Below are 18,228 nucleotides of genomic sequence, written 5' to 3'. Positions count from 1 at the left end.
GGGGGGGGAAAGCAGCGTCGTAATGATTTGATTGTGCCGAGGAAACCGTATTGGCCTCGCTGATGTAATCAGCACGTTAGGATACTTGAGTCTAGGTATGTCGCAATAGTTTGTGCGATTGTCGCAATAGCAAGAGTATTGGAGAGCGATCTTTGCTATAACTGACCCGGTCGCTGAAAAGGTGGCAGGAGGATTTAGGCGGTTTTGCTCTGGTTTGCGGAGCCGGTCGAGAATGATGAATAATAGGGGTATTGGGATAGAGTGTAGTAGCGATTTACTGACTTTGGGAGGCGATACAGTGTCTCCCCGCCGATTGCCGGTTCGTAGGGAAACCGGAACTAATCGGAAAAAGTAAGAAGGGAACACTGACGCTAAAGGTAGTTTTGAAGTCTAATAAAAGATATAATGATCATTAATAAGTTGGAAAACACGTCAATTGGAGCGTTTGCGTCTGCAATCATCATTTGCGCAGCCATTTTTGCAGGAGAGCTGGCTGGAGGTGAGGAAAAGGGAAAGGTCGGAATCAGCCCGTTTGGAAGCTACGATTGGGAAAGCAGCATGGTAATTGCTGACCAAAAACGGGATGAATCAGGCAAGCTATTGCCGCTCCAGTCTTATGACGAAACCATTCGACGAGGAATGTCGTTTCTGTTGGATGGCCACCTCGATTGGTTCAAGGGGTCGACAGAAAGTCTTAAAGATGAAGAAGGCCGTATTCAGATGCCCTGGGTTTACTATTCGAATGTTCAGCACAACGGTGAGCCATTTCCTGCTTCCGTGGACCGTTTTGTATCCTATCCGGCATTGCACCACGCTGGTATGATTAGAGCCTTTATTGATTACTCGGAATACTCGGGCAATAAGCAGGCATTGGGGGACGCTATCAAGTTGGCGGACTGGAACATCAAGCAAAGTACTCCGGCCGATTGGGCCTACGGTAACATGCCTTACAGTACGTTCGAGGAAAGGAAGCCCGGAGGGTTCAGGGATGGGAGTGGTGTCATGCCTGACAAGGCAGCGATTATGGCCCTGGTTTATTTAGAGCTATATGAAGCATGTAAGGAGCAGAGGTTTAAGGATGTTGCGGAGGCGGTCGCTAACACGCTCTGTGAAAAGCAGCGCTCCAATGGTACCTGGCCTTTCCGTGTCGACCCAAAAACGGAGGAGGTTATCGAAGAGTATACCAGTAGTGTAATCTATGCTGTTATGCTGTTTGAAAAATTGGATACGCTTAACGGGAATAGCAGTTATAAGTCGTATCGCGATAAAACATGGTCTTGGTTGTTGAACGGTCCTATCAAGACCAAAGAGTTTAGAGGCTTTTATGAGGACATTCCTGAAAGCGCTGAAGGACGTACTAATTTCGATTGTATAGACACAATTCGATACCTCTTGGCCAATAGGACAGACAGTAACGGGTATCTTGAATTAGCCTTGGAGCTCAATGCCTGGATTGAAGCGACTTTTATGGATAAGATAGAGGGCTTTGAACCAGCTGAAGGTATTCGGGAACAACTTCAATGTAATGTCGTGATGGGGGTTCATAGCGTTAACTGGGCGTCAATGTTGTTTGAACTAGGAGAAACTGCCGGAGACGAGAAAATGAAAGAGCGGGCCTTGCAGACTGCGAATTATGTCACCTATTACCTCCAGCCCGACGATCGGATTGTGACGGGATTTTGGTATCACCAGTGGTGGTACAGCGCCCATATTGGCGTCGTCTTGTATTTGTTCGATTTTCTTGAGGAGTGAAGAAGGCAATAGGTGGGCAAAATTGGATACCAACCGCGTCAAAGTAACCTGTGATGTCTTTCAGTCGGCAGGGCTGCCAGCGAACATCCAGTTCTTAGCGGCCTACTTTGAAGGGCGCCGTAATGATTGGCTCGTGCCGAGGAACTGCGTAGGTGCTAGGGTGTAGTCAACAATCCAGGAGGCTTCTGTCCGGGAATGTCGCAATAGTCCGTGTGATTGTCGCAATAGCAAGAGTATTGGCTTCCGCTTTTCGTTATAACTAAGCTAGTTACGGCAAACGAGTAGGGAGGCGCTTGAGGCGTTGATGCTCCGGTTGGCGGAGCAAATGAATAGTGATGAACAGTAATATTTTGAAAGAGTGTAATGCTGAATGGATCAGGGGAGGATGGGCGACGCGTACCTGTCCGATGCTGAGACGGGATTTCTGCGTCGATAAGGATGTCGTCTCCGCCACGCTGCATGTGACGGCGCTCGGGGTTTGCGAACCTTGGCTGAACGGCAAGAAGATCGGCGATGTGAAACTGCTTCCGGGCTACACCGACTATCACAAGCGCGTTTATTATCACTCGTTTGATGTCAGCGATGTTCTGACAGTGGGCGCCAACACAGTGTCAGCCCTTCTGGGGCAAGGCTGGTTCGCTGGGCATTGGGGCTTCAATCACCAAAAGGGGTACTGGGGGCGTGACGCTTGGTTCGCCTGTGTCCTGGAAATGGAAAAGGAAGATGGCAGTCGCGAACGTTTGGTGACTGACTCTTCATGGGTTTGGAAAGATAGTCCCTTGCTGAAAGCCGACTTGCTTGAAGGGGAAACTTATGATGCCCGCGAAGAGACGCCCGGCTGGAGTGAACCGGGGATCGACCTGAGTGAATGGCAGGACGTGGTTCTCATCAACCGCATGGAGACCCCGCCGGACATCGTTGAACCGCATCCAGGGGTGCCAGTCCGCGAGATTGAAACGCTTTCTGCTCGGTCAGTCAGCGAGCCGAAGCCCGGTACCTATGTCTTCGACATGGGGCAGAACATGGTCGGCGTGGTACGGCTGAAGGTCAACGTGCCGGCTGGAACGGAAATAGTCATCAAGCATGGCGAAATGCGGAACGCCGATGGAACGGTTTATCGCGAGAACCTGCGTACCGCCGACTGTATTGACCGCTTTATTGCCAAGGGAACCGGTGAAGAAATTTGGGAGCCGCGTTTCACTTTTCACGGATTTCAGTTTGTCGAAATCGAAGGGCTTCCCGCGGATTGTCCTCCTTCTCTGGATACCGTTACGGGTGTGGTCTGGATGTCGGACTTGAAGGAGACCGGGACCTTTGAGTGTTCTGACGAGCGAGTGAACCGTCTGTTTGAAAATATCCGTTGGTCTTTCCGTGGTAACTATCTCGAGGTTCCGACCGATTGCCCGCAGCGCGACGAGCGGCTGGGCTGGACGGGGGACGCGCAAATGTTCGTCAAGTCGGCGACTTATCTGGGCGATATCCGGAAGTTCTTCAAGAAGTGGCTGGTCGATCTGAACGATTCGCAGCGCGAAGACGGGGCTTACCCGGAGGTGGCTCCCTATATGGGCATGTTCAACTTCGGTGTGGCGGCCTGGGGAGATGCCGGCATTGTCTGCCCTTACACTCTTTGGAAGCAGTACGACGATCTCTCCTTTGTGCGCGACAATTGGTCGGAGATGAAGATGTACATGGAGTATATCGTTTCCGAGGGGAACAATCACAACGACAGGATCAAGTATTCCTGTGGGGACTGGCTGCATATCAATTCACCGACCCCTGATCGCTTGATCGGTTTGGCTTACCGCGCATTCGATGCGCGAATGATGTCGGAGATGGCTGACGCGCTTGGACTCGAAGGTGATGTCGCCCATTTCGAGGAAGAGCTGCAGCGGAGTCGCTCGCTTTTCCAGGAAGAACTGTTCGACGGAGACCGGATGGCGATTCGGACGCAGACCGCTTGCGCCTTAGCTGTCACTATGGATCTCGTCGAGGGCGAAGAACTCGCTCTGGTCTCCAATACGCTGGTTGAGCTTCTGGAGGAAAGTAAGGGCTATCTGACCTGCGGCTTTGTGGGCACCGGACTATTGTGTCCCGCCTTGTCTAGAATCGGGCGGGGCGATTTGGCGGTGCAGCTGCTGTTGAACGACAAGTATCCATCTTGGCTATACGAGGTGGACAACGGCGCGACTACCATTTGGGAGCGTTGGAACAGCTGGACGAAGGAGGACGGTTTTGGCGATATCGGGATGAACTCGTTCAACCATTACGCCTTTGGAGCGGTATACGAATGGATGATGGAGTCGCTGGCTGGAATCAGGCCGAGCTCTAACGGGTTCAAGACGGTAACGGTAGAGCCGATTTTCACGGGCAAGTTCGATTTCGTGCGTGCCTCTTACGATTCGATTTCCGGGAAGATCTCGGTCGCTTGGGAGAAGACGGATGACGGATTCACGCTCAAGGTGGAGACTGCGGTTCCTGCAGAGATCCGTTTGCCGGACCGTATGGAAAACGTTGATGCAGGACTCCATGAGTTCCGGGTTTCCTCTGAGCAGCTGATGCCTGCTTGAAAGGGAGAATTTGATTGAAGAAAATTGCGGCAGTAGTGTGGATGATTGGCATCCCTTGCCGCTCTCAATAGACACGATTTAGTAGAAAAGAACGATAAGATGAATTGCAGTAAGACAGGGCTATTGTTGTTGGGCTTGCTTGGGTTGGGCCTGAGTGGCTGCTCCACGGAGCCAAAAGCGAAATTGGACCACAAATTTGAGTTCCTCAACAACGGTGAGATATGCATCGGGGTTGATATGAATGCAGGGGGGGCGATTGCCTTTCTTTCGACCGGTTCGGAGGAAGAGCAGGACAATTGGGTAAACATCCATGATCTCGGACGCTATATCCAGCAGTGTTACTATGCGGGCGAAGAGGTCGATCGCCGCGAAGAAGGACAGCACGAACGCTTTTCTCCCTGGAAATGGAATCCCATTCAGGCGGGCAGCATCGGATGTACCTTTGATCCTCCTCATCCGAATGCCCATTCGGAAGTCCTGGAGTTTAAGAAAGAGGACACGTCTTTGTATCTGAAGTGTGTGCCACGTCTCTGGGACATGCCGGGCGAAACTCCGGAGTGCTTTTTCGAGCAGTGGATCTGGCTTGAAGGCAACTCGGTACGGGTGAGAAACAAGGTGACGGTTAACCGTACTGACGATATCTGGGGCGATGGCGAGCTACGTGAACAGGAGCTGCCTTCGATCTATCCGATTGCCCGATTGCGCGACGGCTACACGTATACGGGCAAGGAGCCATGGACTTCGGATGCGGTTGTAAAGATGCCGGACAACCCGGAGGGCTATGATGTGAACATCCCGCCTACGCAGCCAGGCGGCTTCCCGTGGAATCGCTTCGATGCGGCGGAACACTGGATGGCCTATGTAAATCCGAAGACTGGTATTGGATTTGGCGTCTATAATCCTACAGCGACAGCCCGTTGGGTTTGCGGATTTTTCCAGGGTGGCGGCGCGAAAGGCGATGGCCCGTATTCAGATTCCAACTGCTTTATCGGACCGCTTCGTTGGATGAAACTCGAGAAGAATGACACCTTCGAATATGAGTACTATTTGATTCTCGGAACCGTCGAGGATGTGCGTGGCTTTGCCTACGAAAAACAGGGCAAGACACTGAAGCTCGAGGACAGTTAGGTCGGGTGAATTCGGTCTTGCGTTAAATTGAACAAAGAGAGTTAGAAATGAAAGCCAGCGAGGAAATTTCGACTGTGAGTAAAATCCGCCAAAAAGTATCGACGGTTAAGTTATTTGGATACGCCCTCGGGGAGGGCGCGGTTTCCATCACCATGAACGGGATAGGGAACTTCGCGATGCTCTTCTACACGCAGATTCTCGGGCTTTCTGCAGGCTATGCTGGCACGGCTTTGAGCGTTACCCTTGTTTGGGACGCGATCACCGATCCGCTCATGGGGCATTTGACCGACAACACCCGCAGTCGCTTCGGTCGACGTTTGCCTTATGTGTTTTTCGGAGGCTTCGCTCTAGCGGTTTCCTTTCTCTTGCTATGGGTGATCCCGCAGCACGCCGGTACTGCTCAGGCCGCTTTCTGGGCGGTGTTGTTGATTAATCTTTTAGTTCGCACGGCTGTAACCGTTTTTGTGATACCGTATACCGCTCTCGGATTTGAAATCGCCCCCGAATACAATGATCGCTCCCGCTTGCAAGGGATTCGCATCTTTGTAAACCAGGCGTCGAATTTCATTTTTGGCGCGTGCGCTTGGGTGCTTTTCTTCGGCGACAAAACCGGAGAGGACGGTGCTCGGATCGACGGCACGCTGGTAGAGTCGAACTACGTCGTGATGGGAGTCGTACTCGCGATTTTTGCCCTGATGCTCATTCTGGGGTCGATCTACGCCACAAGGGATCGGGCCGTGGATAACCGAAATGAGGAACTGCCCGGTAACAATCTGAAGGCTTTTGTAAGGGACTTCGTGGAAACCATCAGCGACCGGCTGGCCCTGATCGTCATCCTGTTTTTCACCTTTGCCAATTTGGGCATGATGCTCGTCTCGCAGGTCCAGATGTTCACCTATGTTTTCTACATGGAGTTCACTGCCCTGCAGAAAACCATCGTCCATGGCGGGGGAATGATTGCCACTGCGCTGGCCGCTCTGTGGGTGACGCGATTGATTAAGAGGTTCGATAAAAAGGCATTGGCCTATATCGGGATCGCCGTATCCATTTTTGGAGGACTGGTTTCATATGTTCTCTTCTCCGGAGGGCTTGTGGCTCGCGACGCGGTATGGATGCTTGGCGAGACAGAGATTCCTATTGCGGTCATCTTGTTTGGGCTTGGACAGGCGCTTTGGTGGGGCGGTACCGGAATTGTTGTTCCTACCTCCGTCTCGATGATCGCCGATGTTTCCGCCGCCAACTATGCGAAGAGCGGGCAGCTCAAGGATGGCAGTTATTCCGCAATTTTTGGTTTTGTTCTTAAGCTAGGCTCGGCCGTCGGCCTGTTGATCACGGGTTGGCTTGTCGACTGGGCTGGCATTATCTCTCAAGCTGAAAGCCAGACTTTGGAAGCTATCAACCGCATAGCGTCCGCCACTTTCCTTTCCGGTCCTGCCGTGATGATCATTGCGTTCGTGATCGTTGCCAAGTATCCGCTCAACCGTGCGGTCATGGAGAAAATCGACAGTCAGAACCGAGAGAAGGATCAGTAAACGCAGGCTTTTACACGCGGACAGCGTAGCAGCTCTTTGAAGAATCGTATCTTAGGTAGAACGGGCCTATCGGTATCGCCCATTACTATAGGAGCCTGGCAGTTGGGAGGACCATTGTCCTTTGACGGTAAGCCGGATGGGCATCCGGATCCTGGCAAAGACACTGTCATCCGAATGATTCGGGAGCTGGGAGATCTGGGTGTGAACGCGATCGATACGGCGGAGCAATACAGCAATGGCGAATCGGAGCGGCGTGTGGGTGAGGCCATTCGAGGTCGGAGAGATGAATGGGTGCTGTCCACAAAATTCGGATACCGGGTAAGTCCTCAAAATTCGAGGGAAGATGATGCGTCGCCGGAAACCATCCTTCGAAGTTTGGAGGGGTCGCTGCGACGTTTGAACTGTGATACGATTGACGTCTTTCTCTATCATTGCCCGCCAAAGCTTAAGGACATTGTTCCTGCGCGTGAGATTCTGGAAAAAGCAAAGGAGCAAGGCAAAATTCGCTCGTATGGCATCTCTACCAATGATCTGGAGTTGCTAAAGGAGATGGCGCAAGAGGGGAGTGTTGAGGTTCTTCAGTTCGCCAGCAACTTATGCGATCCGCATGACAAAATATGGGATCTCGCCACTCAAAACAACTGGGGTACTCAGGTACGCGGTGTAATGGCGCACGGGTTCCTAAGTGGAAAGTATCTTGAGAGCGGTCCGAAGTTTGCGGCCGATGACCACCGGAGGCTGCACTTCAAAGCGGAACAGTACACCCGGTTTTCTGCTCTGCAGGATCTGTTGCCGGAAGGCATGAGCCTGGCGCAGGTCGCGATTCGCTGGGCGCTCGATCATGATCAGGCTAATACGGTCTGCATGGGGGCGAAAAATCTGCAGGACTACCAGTCCGCTATCGATGCGGCGGAGAGGGAGCCTCTTAGTTCGGAACTGACTAAAGTGCTGGTAGCGAAAGCGGCAGAAATTCTCTCGCAGTAAACAATGGGTAAGGTTCCTGTGGTGAGCCCAATGCGGGTGAGAACGCAGGGCTCTCAACTGGCATGAGTAATGGCCAAGCCGGATTCACGCATATCTTCCTCGATAAGAGAGCGACCTTCGGGTGGGGTTGTAATGAGACGTTCGATACGTTGGATCCCGCAAATGCGACACATGGTGCGTTTGCCGATCTTACTTTGATCGGCTAGGATGATGCTGCGGTCGCTGCGTTCGATCATTTTGCGTTCGGTTTCGACGATCGCTTCGGAAGTGTTGTAGAGCCCGTCTGTGGTGATGCCGCCGACCGATAAAAAGGCCCAGTCGGCATGATAGAAGTTGAGCGAGTGGACCGTCCCAGGGCCGGTGAGCATACTGCTACCGTGTTGTATGCGACCTCCGGTGAGGTAGACTTCCCAGTCGGGATGATGGTGGGCTGGATCGTCGAGATGGGCGGAGAGGCGCAGGGAGTTGGTGATGATGCGCAGGGGAACCTTGGGCAGATGGAAGCACATATGGTAGGTCGTAGTGCCGCCATCGATGAATAGCACGTCGCCGGCGCGTAAGCGTTTGGCTGCATTGCGAGCGATCATCGCCTTTTGGTTGGAGTGCTGCACTTGGCGCAGGTTGAAGGGCATGTTCTCTTCTTTGCGGCTGACGCGGATGCCTCCGCGTATCCGTTCGACCGAGCCCGCTTCGGCCAGTTCGGTGAAATCCCGACGGATGGTGGGGAGACTTGCTCCAGTCTCTTGAGCAGCCCGTTCGAGATAGATCATCCCGCGCTCGCCGGCCAGGTGAAGGATTCGCTCATGGCGTTCATTCTTGTTCATCAATGACTTCCGTTGTTTGCGATCAAAAAGAATCATGATGATGATCAGAAAACGATCATTAGCAACCGGTAACTGATCGAAGTGATCAATTGTATGAGGATTAACTCGATGCCATGGACTTTAAATTAGGCATCAAATCCGATCCGATCGAATATCGGAATTCCTTCCCTTGGCTCTTTCGCTTGATGGCGGAGGAAGGCGTGACTTCTCTTCAGCTGGGGTCATTTTTCGAGATGTACCAATTGCCGGATGAGTATTTCGTTCGTCTGAAAAAGCAGGCGGATGATTTCGGCATCACCATAGACAGTCTCTTCACAGCCCACCGCGAACTCGGCGGTTTCTTTCGGGAGGATCCTGAGTGGGCTCCAGTCGCCCGTCGCAATTTCGAACGTTTCATCGAAATCGGAGCTATCTTAGGGGCGAAGTCGGTCGGCTCGAATCCTGGCGCGGTCCCGCGGGATATGATGGGGCTGAAGGAGGCTGGCATTCGTTGCTACACTGAAAACATGAAGGAGTTGATGGGCTTCGCCGCGGACAAGGGTATCGAGTGGCTGACCATCGAGCCGATGTCCTGCCTCGCCGAACCGCCGACGCTGCCCGCCGAAATGAAGTTGATGGGCGAAGAGCTGACGGCCTACCACGAAGCCAACCCGAACAGCACTTCCAAGATCGGATATTGCACCGATATCGCTCACGGCTATCTCAACGCTGACGAAAGCGAAGGCTATTCCCATATTGATCTCTTCAAGGCGTCTTTGCCTTGGCTCTATGAGATCCATCTGAAAAACACTGACAACCGCTTCAATTCCACCTTTGGCTTCGAACCTGAAAATGTGGAAAAGGGAATCGTCGATGTGGCGCATTTCCGCGAGATGCTGATCGAAAACGCGAGCGTCATTCCGGTCGATCAAATGGGCTGCTATCTCGAGATCGGCGGACCGAAGCTTGGGCGCGATTACTCTGACGGCCATGTCGAAGCCCAGCTGCGTGAGTCGCTAGCTTACCTAAAGGAAAACTTCATGCAAGAGGCTCCGGTTTCGGAGGAGATCGCTTCTCGTATTCCAGAAATAAATACGCCGAATGAAAGCGAAGTGATCATCGCTCCGTCGATGATGTGCGTTGATCCGCTCAATTTCGAATCCGCCTTGCGTCGCGTCGAAGCACTGGGAGCGGGAATGCTGCACATGGATGTGATGGATGGGCACTTCGTGCCGAATGCTCCAATGGGGCTGGCGGTGATCGAAGCGCTGAAAGAGCGCACCCACTTGCCTGTCGACGTGCACCTGATGGTGTCGGACAACGATTTCTTCGTTAGTCTGATGGAGGGTTGGAATGTGTATCAGATTTCTGTACACGCGGAAGCATGTAAGCACCTCGATCGTACTCTGAGTCGCATCCGCGAGATCGGAGCCAAGGCGGGTGTCGCACTAAATCCTTCCACATCCTTGAGTGAGCTCGATTTTATTCTCGAGCGAATTGACTACGTGCTATTGATGACGGTCAATCCAGGCTTCGCCGGCCAGAAGATGACGCCTGCTTCAATTCAGAAGATCGCGGACTGTCGCGCCTATTTGGATGCAAGAGGCTATGAGCATGTTCCGATTCAGGTAGACGGCAATGTGAGCTTCGAGAATATTCCAGGCATGGTCTCCGCTGGAGCTGACAATTTGGTTGCCGGCACCAGCAGTATCTTTAATTCGGCCGCTAGCTGGCCGGAGAACATTGAAAAGACGAAGGCCGCGATCTCCAAGGGACTTGCGGAACGCAAGACTGCGGGCGAAGTCGCAATCTCTGCATCATAACAATGAGCGCTTCAAACGATACCATGGAAGCCGTTGTGTTGCACGGCATCAGCGAGCTTAGATACGAGAAGGTTTCGGTGCCGGAACTGAGGCCTGGAACGGTTCGGGTGCAACTCGCCTTTTGCGGCGTGTGCGGTTCCGATATACCGCGTTCCTTCTCGAAGGGGACGTATTCCTTTCCGACGATTTGCGGGCATGAATTCGCCGGCACAGTGGCTGCGGTAGCGGACGATGTGAGCGACTACGCTGTCGGGGATCGGGTGACGGTTTTCCCGCTGTTGTGGAACGACGATCATCCGGCCTGCGAGGAGGGCGAGTACGCTCAGTCCGATGGCTACGACTATCTGGGTTCCCGAAGCGATGGCGGTTTTGCGGAATATGTGATCGCTCCCACGCGCAACCTCATAAAGCTTCCGGATTCGGTTTCGCTGGAGGAGGCTGCGATGACAGAACCTGCAGCGGTGGCCTTACATGCGGCTCGTCGAGCCCGTATCCGATTGGGAGATACCGTTGCGATTTTTGGTCTCGGTCCGATTGGTTTGATGCTGGCCCAGTGGCTGAAGTCGATGGGAGCTTCGAGAATTTTCCTATTCGATTTGGTCGAAGGAAAGCTGGAGCTCGCACGAAAGTTGGGCTTCGAGGATGTGTATAACAGTCGCGAGTGCGACTCGACTGAAGTGATCGAGGAGGCTACCGGGGGACGGGGCGTTCATGTCGCTTTCGAAGCGGCTGGAGTGCCGCCAACGATGTTGGCTTCCTTAAGGGCGATCCGTCGTGCCGGTCGTATGGTTATGCTCGGCAACCCTTCTGGCGATGTGACTTTGCCAGCTGCGTTGATCTCTCAGCTCATGCGGCGCGAGGTCGAGTTGATCGGCACCTGGAACTCCGGGTTCAGCGTTTATGGCGATGATGATGACTGGCGGACTACGCTCGAAGCGGTCGCTAGCGGCACGCTCGATCTGAAGCCTTTGATCACTCACAAGGTGCCTCTCAGTGAGGGCATCGCCGCATTGGAGATGATGCGCGATCAATCCGAATTTTTTACCAAGGTGCTGCTGCACCCATCGTCTTAGTACTATGAAGAATCTTGTTTATTATCTGGATAAGCCCGGTGGTACATTCACGCCGGTTGAAGAAGAAATTGGCGATCCTGCTCCCGGCGAGATTCGCGTGCGCGTCTTGCGTACTTCGGTCTGTCAGTCAGACGTGGTGATTTATAATGTCGGTTTGCCGCGCATTAAGGAATGGCCTGCGATTATCATGCACGAGGTGAGCGCTGAAGTGGATGCGGTCGGCGAAGGCGTTACGAATTTTGCGCCGGGCGACCTAGTCGGCATCGGTTGCGATATTCCCTGTGGCGATTCCGAGTGTATCTACTGCGGCGACGAGGGGACAGGCGACTGGACCTATTGCCCGAATACGCAGGCGACCGGGCACGAGTTTCCTGGATTCGCCCGCAAGTACGCGATCCTGCCGGACTGGTTCGTTAGACTGGGGCCGATCGCGAAGTTCCCGAAGGGCTTCAGCGCTGATCAGGCCTGTCAGGTCGAGCCGCTCGCTTGTGGTCTCGAGGGAATGACGCGCGTCAATAACTGTATTGAAAACCGTATTGTGGTACTCATCGCCGCCGGTTCGCAGAGCACTTATGCCTTGCAGTGCGCTCAAGCGATGGGTGCCCGAAAAATCATCTTGATCAATCGAGGCAAGGAGCGTCTGGAGCGCGTGCTGCGCGACTTTGGTGACGAGCGGACGGTTGGAATCTTGTGGGACGATGATGTAGTTGAAAATACGTTACGAGAGTGCGCTCCGTTCAACGAACCTCATTTCGTGATGGTCAACGCCCCGGCAGAGCCAGGTTACCGCTTGGCGACCCAGTTGATGGGTTACGGAACGGTGTTGGACGGTCATGCTGGAGTGAAGGGCGCGGACGGTAAGCCGCGCATCGCTCATGAGGTGGATTTGAACAACGACATCCACTACAAGTTGCAGGTGTACCAGGCGACGCATGGTTCGAACTGGCATGGCATTGGTCTCGCTCGCGATATGCTGATCGCGGGAGGCATGACAAAGCTTGATTTGATGACTGATGACAGCGAACGTTTTCACTACACTCAAATCATCGAAGCGATCCAACGGGCCGCGGACAAGGACTCGCTGAAAGTCATCATTAACTGGGAAGACTAAGCTCTTCGAACACACTAATCACTGAAATTTTATATCACTATGAGTCTTTCAATCTACGAATCCGCAAAAGAACAATTCGGCGCAGTCGGCGTTGATACCGAAGCAGCGTTAGAAGCGCTGGATCAGATCCCGGTTTCAATGCATTGTTGGCAAGGCGACGATGTGGCAGGCTTCGAGGCCCCCGAAAAGGCGGGCGCGGGTAATGGTTGCGTAGCGACAGGGAACTATCCTGGCAAGGCAAGCAATCCAGCCGAGCTGATGGCTGACCTAGAGCAGGCCGCCTCGCACATTCCAGGTCCGCTGCGTCTCAACCTGCATGCGAGCTATGCGACTGACGGTTCACCGCTGCCAGAGCGTGACGAGCTTACAATCGATAACTTCCGCAGCTGGGTCGATTGGGCCAAGGAGCAGCAGTTCGGTATCGATTTCAATCCCACCAGCTTCAGCCACCCGAAGGCGGAAGACGGCTTTACGCTGAGCCATCAGGATGCTGGGATTCGCCAGTTCTGGATCGATCACTGCATCGCGTGCCGCAAGATTGGGGCCGCGATTGGTGAAGAGTTGAATAGTCCTGTTGTAAATAACATTTGGATACCCGATGGCTACAAGGACACCCCAGCGGATCGCCTTGCTCCGCGTGAACGTTTGAAGGAATCGTTGGATGCGATCTTCGCTGCGGATGTTTCCAAGAAATGGAACATCGATGCCGTCGAAAGTAAGCTCTTTGGAATTGGTGTGGAAAGTTACACCGTGGGCTCCAGCGAATTTTATCTCGCTTATGCCGCTACGCGCCAGATCGCGCTCTGTCTCGACGCGGGGCACTTTCATCCCACCGAGTCCGTAGCCGACAAGATTTCAGCGGCCTTGCTCTATGTGCCGGAGTTGTTGTTGCACGTGAGCCGCGGCGTGCGTTGGGATAGCGACCATGTGATCACGCTCGATGACCCGACCACCGCGATTCTTCAGGAGTGCGTCACCAGTGGGCAGATGGATCGAATCCACGTCGGTCTCGATTTCTTTGACGCCTCGATCAACCGTATCGCCGCCTGGGTGATCGGCACACGAAACGCCAAGAAGGGGCTGCTCAAGGGCTTGCTCCAGCCAACGGAAAAGTTGCGCGAAGTCGAGTCGACCGGCGACTACACCAGCCGCTTGGCGATGATGGAAGATGCTCGGTCGCTGCCATGGGGTGCGGTCTGGAACGAGTATTGCGCTCGTAAGGAAACCGGAGCGGACAACCAGTGGTTGAGCTCGGTGAAGGCTTACGAAAAAGACGTGTTGCTCGCTCGATAGTACGCGGGACGACTGTATCCATTTGCACTGTGCTTCGCTTCTGCTCGCCGAGCTAAGTTGACTGTCAATCTCGATTGGCTTTGCGGCAGGGCGTTGCTGCAGTATTCCTTTGGTATATGCTCCTTTACCCCAGAAAGCGCTTCCCTTCGCTTCCCTTGAGTTCTGATGCTCTCAAGCGGTCATTGTTGGCTGTCTTATCAATCTTTGCATTCGCGGCTTCTAGTCTCGCTCAGGCGGAGCGACCGAATGTGATCGTGTTTTTCACGGATGATCAAGGATGGGCCGATCTTGGAGTTCAGGGGATTCTCGATGACATAAAAACCCCGAACATAGACCGCATGGCGCGGGAGGGGGTTCGCTTTACCAATGGCTACTCGAGTTCTCCTCAGTGTACGCCTTCGCGAGCGGGATTGTTGTCGGGGCAGTACCAGGGGCGTTTTGGTTTGGACGATAACGCGTATTCGCCCTTGTCCCGTGACGTGATGCTCTTGCCGCAGCGTCTGCAGCGAATCGGGTACACGACTGGCTTGGTGGGCAAGTGGCACTTGGAGCTCAATCGCCTCTCTGAGAGATGGCTCAAGGCGCATCAGCCGCAGTTGAAGCCGGAGCCAGGGGTCGAGGCGAAAATCCCATTCGACGAGCTAATCGATTATTTCCCGCAGGCACGCGGCTTCGATGAAGTCTATTTTGGATACGAGCAGGAATGGTGGATCAACTTCGACCGCAAGGGAAACACCTTCGAAGAGCCGCGCTATGTGACGACCAAGGACTATCGTCTGGATGTGGTCAGCGAGGCTGCTTTGCAGTTCATCGATCGCAACCACGAGGATCCCTTTTTCTTATACGTTCCTTACTACGCTCCGCACGTACCTATGGAAGCGACGCAGAAGTATCTCGACCGTTTTCCTGGCGACATGCCGGAGCGTCGTCGCTATTGTCTCGCTATGATGTCAGCGGTGGATGATGGAGTCGGTAGTATCATGAAGCGTTTGGAGGACCATGGGATCGATGAAAATACGCTGGTCTTCTTCCTCAGCGACAATGGAGCTCCAATCAAAATGACGAAGGAGGATAAGCCGATTTCCTACAAGCTAGGTGCTTGGGACGGATCCTTGAATGGGCCTCTTAACGGAGAAAAGGGGATGCTTGCCGAGGGCGGCATTCGCGTGCCCTTCGTAGCTTGGTGGAAGTCTAAGATTCCGGGAGGTCAGGTGATCGACGATCCCGTGATTGCATTAGATATCAGTGCGACAGTGATGGGGCAGACGGAAAAAGGCGTGCCCGGGAATGCGGATGGCGTAGACCTGATGCCACTTATGACGAAACAAGTTTCGGAGTTGGAGGAACGCAGCTTGTACTGGAAGTTTTGGACGCAGCGAGCGGTGAGAAAGGGGAAATGGAAGTATTTGGAAGTTGGCGACAATACGGAGTTCCTCTTCGATTTGGATTCGGATATTGGCGAGAGCAAGAACCTCGCTAATAAGTATCCTGAACTTATGGATACGTTTAGGAAAGAGGTCGATGCCTGGACTGATGGCATGCAGTATCCGGATCGCCATGCGGGGAAGGGGAGACCGCAGGAAGCTGGGCAAGAGGCTGAATGGTTTCAGTATTACTTTGGTGTAACGCCATAAAGATTTTTTAGTCAGTGTTCTAGGTCGTAGTCGCTTGCCCTTGTTGCGTTTCTCGGTTTCGGGAGGGTGATTGGGGCGAGCGATTCGCCTATGCTGTTTTTTTGAGACAATTATCAAATGAAGAAGTTTGGATTTATTGCGGCCGCCTTGGCGTGTACGATGGGAGCTTTAGCTGAGAAGGCTTACTTGGACAATGGACAGGTTCGGCTTGGCATAGACTTGGAACGCGGGGGCACGATTTGCTTTTTGTCGGACGGCGCAGATGCGGAGAAGGACAACATGGTGAACATCCATGACCTAGGCCGCTACATCCAGCAGTCTTATTACGGCGGGGAGCCTATAGATCGTAGAAGTGAAGGGCAGCATGCCAACTATTCGCCGTGGACCTGGAACCCGATCCAGGCTGGCGGGATTGGTAGCGTGGCCAACCCTCCGCACCCGAACTCCAGCTCCGAGATTCTTGAGTTCAAGCGAAGCGAGGATTCGATGTACATCAAATGCGTTCCGCGACTTTGGGATATGCCAGGTGAAGCGGCGGAGTGTGTATTCGAGCAATGGATGTGGCTTGAAGGCAGTGCCGTCCGAGTGCGAAACAAAGTCACCGTCCAGCGGACTGATGATACTTGGGAAGAGGGGGTAGTGAGAGACCAGGAGCTTCCTGCGGTCTATCCGATAGCGCGCTTGCGTCATTGTTATACTTATACGGGTGATGCACCTTGGACGGGGGATGAGACGGTGAGGATGCCGGATAATCCGGAAGGGTATCGGGTGGATTTGCCGCCGACTGATCCAAATGGGTTTCCTTGGAATCGCTTTACGCCGACCGAGCCGTGGGCGGCCTGCGTGAACCCGAAAACAGGAAAAGGGTTCGGCGTATATAGCCCTCGTGCAGATGCGACCTGGCTGTGTGGTTTTGTAAACCTCTTGGATCGGGATAACTACCGCGATGGTTCGATGGCCAACTCTACTTCTTACATCGCGCCGCTTACCGAGTACGCGATGAACAAGGATAGTGTATTTGAATATGAATACTACTTGGTGCTCGGAGCGGTTGAGGATGTCCGTGGCTTTGCTTATGCGAAAGAAGGGAAGAACTTGCCAAAACAAGTCTCAAAGAAGGCGAGTTCTGCTGATAGGCCAAATGTCGTCGTAATTATCACTGACGATCATGGTTATGCTGATTTAGGTGCGTATGGACTTTCTGAGGACATTCGCACACCTCATCTCGACAAGATGGCGAGAAAGGGAGCGTTGATGACGCACGGGTATGTTACGGCGCCACAATGCGTGCCGTCGCGAGCCGGTATTGTAACCGCGCGCTACCAGAGCCGTTTTGGTGTCGATGGCAACGAGTTCGTGCCGATCCCCGTGGATGAGGTAACGGTCGCCGAGCGCCTGCGGGACGCGGGGTATGCGACGGGATTTGTGGGGAAGTGGCACCTCGACCCGACATGGGAAGGCAAGGAGTGGATGGCGGGCAGCTTTCCGGAGGGGCTGAAGAAAACGCCGCCCTTCGGTATTCCCTTCGAGTTGCGCAAGCCGCATATGCCGATGAGCAAGGGCTTCGATGATTTCTACGATGGGGCCTGGAAAAACTATCTGCGTAACTACGACACGGATGGAAAGGATGTAGCGCCTCCGAAGGATTTCACGATCAAGGAAGATGAGTTCCGCATTGATCACCAGACAGATGCCGCGGTCTCTTTCATCAAGCGTCACAAAGACGAACCCTTCTTTCTGCATCTGGCCTACTTTGCTCCTCATGTGCCGATGGAGGTTACGGAAAAGCACTTTGCCCGTTTCCCGGGCGAAATGCCGGAACGTCGACGCTGGGCGCTTGCCTCGATCGCGGCGGTTGATGACGGAGTTGGCAAAATCAACGACACGCTTGAACAGCTTGGATTGGCGGAGAACACGATTGTCTTTTTCTTCGGTGACAATGGCGCTCCCTTGAAAATCCATCGCAAGGACCAACCGTTTACGGTGCCCGGCCAGTGGGACGGATCGGACAACGGTCCGATGGTCGGCGAGAAGGGTATGATTTCAGACGGCGGTGTGCGTGTGCCTTATGTCGTTTATTGGAAAGATCGGATACCCGCACAGGTTTACGACCGTCCGGTTATTTCATTGGATGCGGGGGCGACTGCATTGGCTCTAGCAGGGGTAGAGACCGCTCCTGGCGAAATCGATGGTGTGGATCTTGTTCCTCATCTTACCGGAGAGAACGAGAGCGATCCGCATGAGGCCTTGTATTGGCGTTTTTGGGGGCAGTCGGCGATTCGCGAAGGGAAGTGGAAATACTACTATTTCAAAAACGGGGTGAGCATGCTTTTCGATATGGAATCCGAGGAGCATGAAAACCGAAACCTGATTCAGAAATACCCAGAGATCGCCAAGCGTTTGGATAAGAAATTGGCTGAGTTCCGCGAAACCCAGCAGCGTCCCGGATTCGCGATGGATGGAGCGTCTTCTGAGGCCGCTTGGTTTAAGCACTACTTTAATGTGGATACGCGGTAGGATGATTCGTG

The 18,228-nt window shown here is 53.5% G+C and carries 12 protein-coding genes; 11 read left to right on the top strand and 1 reads right to left on the bottom strand.

Features of this window, described 5'->3' with window-relative positions; translation table 11 throughout:
- Positions 1-405 precede the first annotated feature (405 nt).
- The 5 genes from JIN87_RS04085 (at position 406) to JIN87_RS04065 (ending at position 7,963) form a co-directional block, all read left to right on the top strand.
- Complete coding sequence (locus JIN87_RS04085) at positions 406-1,752, top strand: AGE family epimerase/isomerase (RefSeq protein WP_200354250.1); 1,347 nt, start codon at positions 406-408, stop codon at positions 1,750-1,752.
- Positions 1,753-2,087: 335 nt separating this feature from the next.
- Positions 2,088-4,319, top strand: coding sequence for an alpha-L-rhamnosidase (locus JIN87_RS04080; RefSeq protein WP_200354249.1), 2,232 nt, complete (start codon positions 2,088-2,090; stop codon positions 4,317-4,319).
- A gap of 183 nt (positions 4,320-4,502) precedes the next feature.
- A complete protein-coding gene (locus tag JIN87_RS04075) occupies positions 4,503-5,447 on the top strand; it encodes a hypothetical protein (RefSeq protein ID WP_200354248.1) in 945 nt (314 codons plus the stop codon).
- Between the two features lie 47 nt (positions 5,448-5,494).
- Complete coding sequence (locus tag JIN87_RS04070; RefSeq protein WP_267909341.1) at positions 5,495-6,979, top strand: MFS transporter; 1,485 nt, start codon at positions 5,495-5,497, stop codon at positions 6,977-6,979.
- Positions 6,980-7,015: 36 nt separating this feature from the next.
- Positions 7,016-7,963, top strand: coding sequence for an aldo/keto reductase (locus JIN87_RS04065; protein WP_267909340.1), 948 nt, complete (start codon positions 7,016-7,018; stop codon positions 7,961-7,963).
- 53 nt (positions 7,964-8,016) lie between these two features.
- On the opposite strand, the gene JIN87_RS04060 is transcribed toward JIN87_RS04065, so the two are convergent.
- The gene (locus JIN87_RS04060) at positions 8,017-8,787 is read right to left on the bottom strand and encodes a DeoR/GlpR family DNA-binding transcription regulator (protein ID WP_200354245.1); all 771 of its coding nucleotides are present in this window, start codon (positions 8,785-8,787) and stop codon (positions 8,017-8,019) included.
- A gap of 113 nt (positions 8,788-8,900) precedes the next feature.
- Between JIN87_RS04060 and rpe the strand changes: the two genes are divergently transcribed.
- The 6 genes from rpe to JIN87_RS04030 all read left to right on the top strand — a co-directional run bounded on the left by rpe (position 8,901) and on the right by JIN87_RS04030 (position 18,217).
- Complete coding sequence (rpe, locus tag JIN87_RS04055) at positions 8,901-10,589, top strand: ribulose-phosphate 3-epimerase (RefSeq protein WP_200354244.1); 1,689 nt, start codon at positions 8,901-8,903, stop codon at positions 10,587-10,589.
- A gap of 2 nt (positions 10,590-10,591) precedes the next feature.
- Positions 10,592-11,662, top strand: a complete 1,071-nt coding sequence (locus JIN87_RS04050) for a galactitol-1-phosphate 5-dehydrogenase (RefSeq protein WP_200354243.1) — start codon at positions 10,592-10,594, stop codon at positions 11,660-11,662.
- A 4-nt stretch (positions 11,663-11,666) separates the two neighbouring features.
- The gene (locus JIN87_RS04045) at positions 11,667-12,773 is read left to right on the top strand and encodes an alcohol dehydrogenase catalytic domain-containing protein (protein WP_200354242.1); all 1,107 of its coding nucleotides are present in this window, start codon (positions 11,667-11,669) and stop codon (positions 12,771-12,773) included.
- 39 nt (positions 12,774-12,812) lie between these two features.
- Entirely contained in the window at positions 12,813-14,066 is a 1,254-nt protein-coding gene (locus JIN87_RS04040) for an L-rhamnose isomerase (protein WP_200354241.1), read from the top strand.
- A 155-nt stretch (positions 14,067-14,221) separates the two neighbouring features.
- Positions 14,222-15,700 (top strand): sulfatase-like hydrolase/transferase, encoded by a 1,479-nt coding sequence (locus tag JIN87_RS04035; protein WP_200354240.1) that lies wholly within the window; start codon positions 14,222-14,224, stop codon positions 15,698-15,700.
- 117 nt (positions 15,701-15,817) lie between these two features.
- Positions 15,818-18,217 carry a sulfatase family protein gene (locus JIN87_RS04030; RefSeq protein ID WP_200354239.1) on the top strand — a complete coding sequence of 800 codons (2,400 nt, stop codon included), beginning with the start codon at positions 15,818-15,820 and terminating at the stop codon, positions 18,215-18,217.
- The last annotated feature ends 11 nt before the right edge of the window (positions 18,218-18,228 follow it).

This window comes from Pelagicoccus mobilis, from assembly GCF_016595505.1.
Lineage (GTDB): Bacteria > Verrucomicrobiota > Verrucomicrobiia > Opitutales > Opitutaceae > Pelagicoccus > Pelagicoccus mobilis.
Note: the sequence above shows the minus strand (reverse complement) of the source record. Positions and strands in the feature narration are given on the sequence as shown.

What these genes read in the sequence shown, in the direction of transcription:
- JIN87_RS04085 (WP_200354250.1), top strand. Translation starts at nt 406, where the DNA reads ATGATCATTAATAAGTTGGAAAACACGTCAATTGGAGCGTTTGCGTCT.
- JIN87_RS04080 (WP_200354249.1), top strand. Translation starts at nt 2,088, where the DNA reads ATGAACAGTAATATTTTGAAAGAGTGTAATGCTGAATGGATCAGGGGA.
- JIN87_RS04070 (WP_267909341.1), top strand. Translation starts at nt 5,495, where the DNA reads ATGAAAGCCAGCGAGGAAATTTCGACTGTGAGTAAAATCCGCCAAAAA.
- JIN87_RS04060 (WP_200354245.1), bottom strand. Translation starts at nt 8,787, where the DNA reads ATGAACAAGAATGAACGCCATGAGCGAATCCTTCACCTGGCCGGCGAG.
- rpe (WP_200354244.1), top strand. Translation starts at nt 8,901, where the DNA reads ATGGACTTTAAATTAGGCATCAAATCCGATCCGATCGAATATCGGAAT.
- JIN87_RS04050 (WP_200354243.1), top strand. Translation starts at nt 10,592, where the DNA reads ATGAGCGCTTCAAACGATACCATGGAAGCCGTTGTGTTGCACGGCATC.
- JIN87_RS04045 (WP_200354242.1), top strand. Translation starts at nt 11,667, where the DNA reads ATGAAGAATCTTGTTTATTATCTGGATAAGCCCGGTGGTACATTCACG.
- JIN87_RS04040 (WP_200354241.1), top strand. Translation starts at nt 12,813, where the DNA reads ATGAGTCTTTCAATCTACGAATCCGCAAAAGAACAATTCGGCGCAGTC.
- JIN87_RS04030 (WP_200354239.1), top strand. Translation starts at nt 15,818, where the DNA reads ATGAAGAAGTTTGGATTTATTGCGGCCGCCTTGGCGTGTACGATGGGA.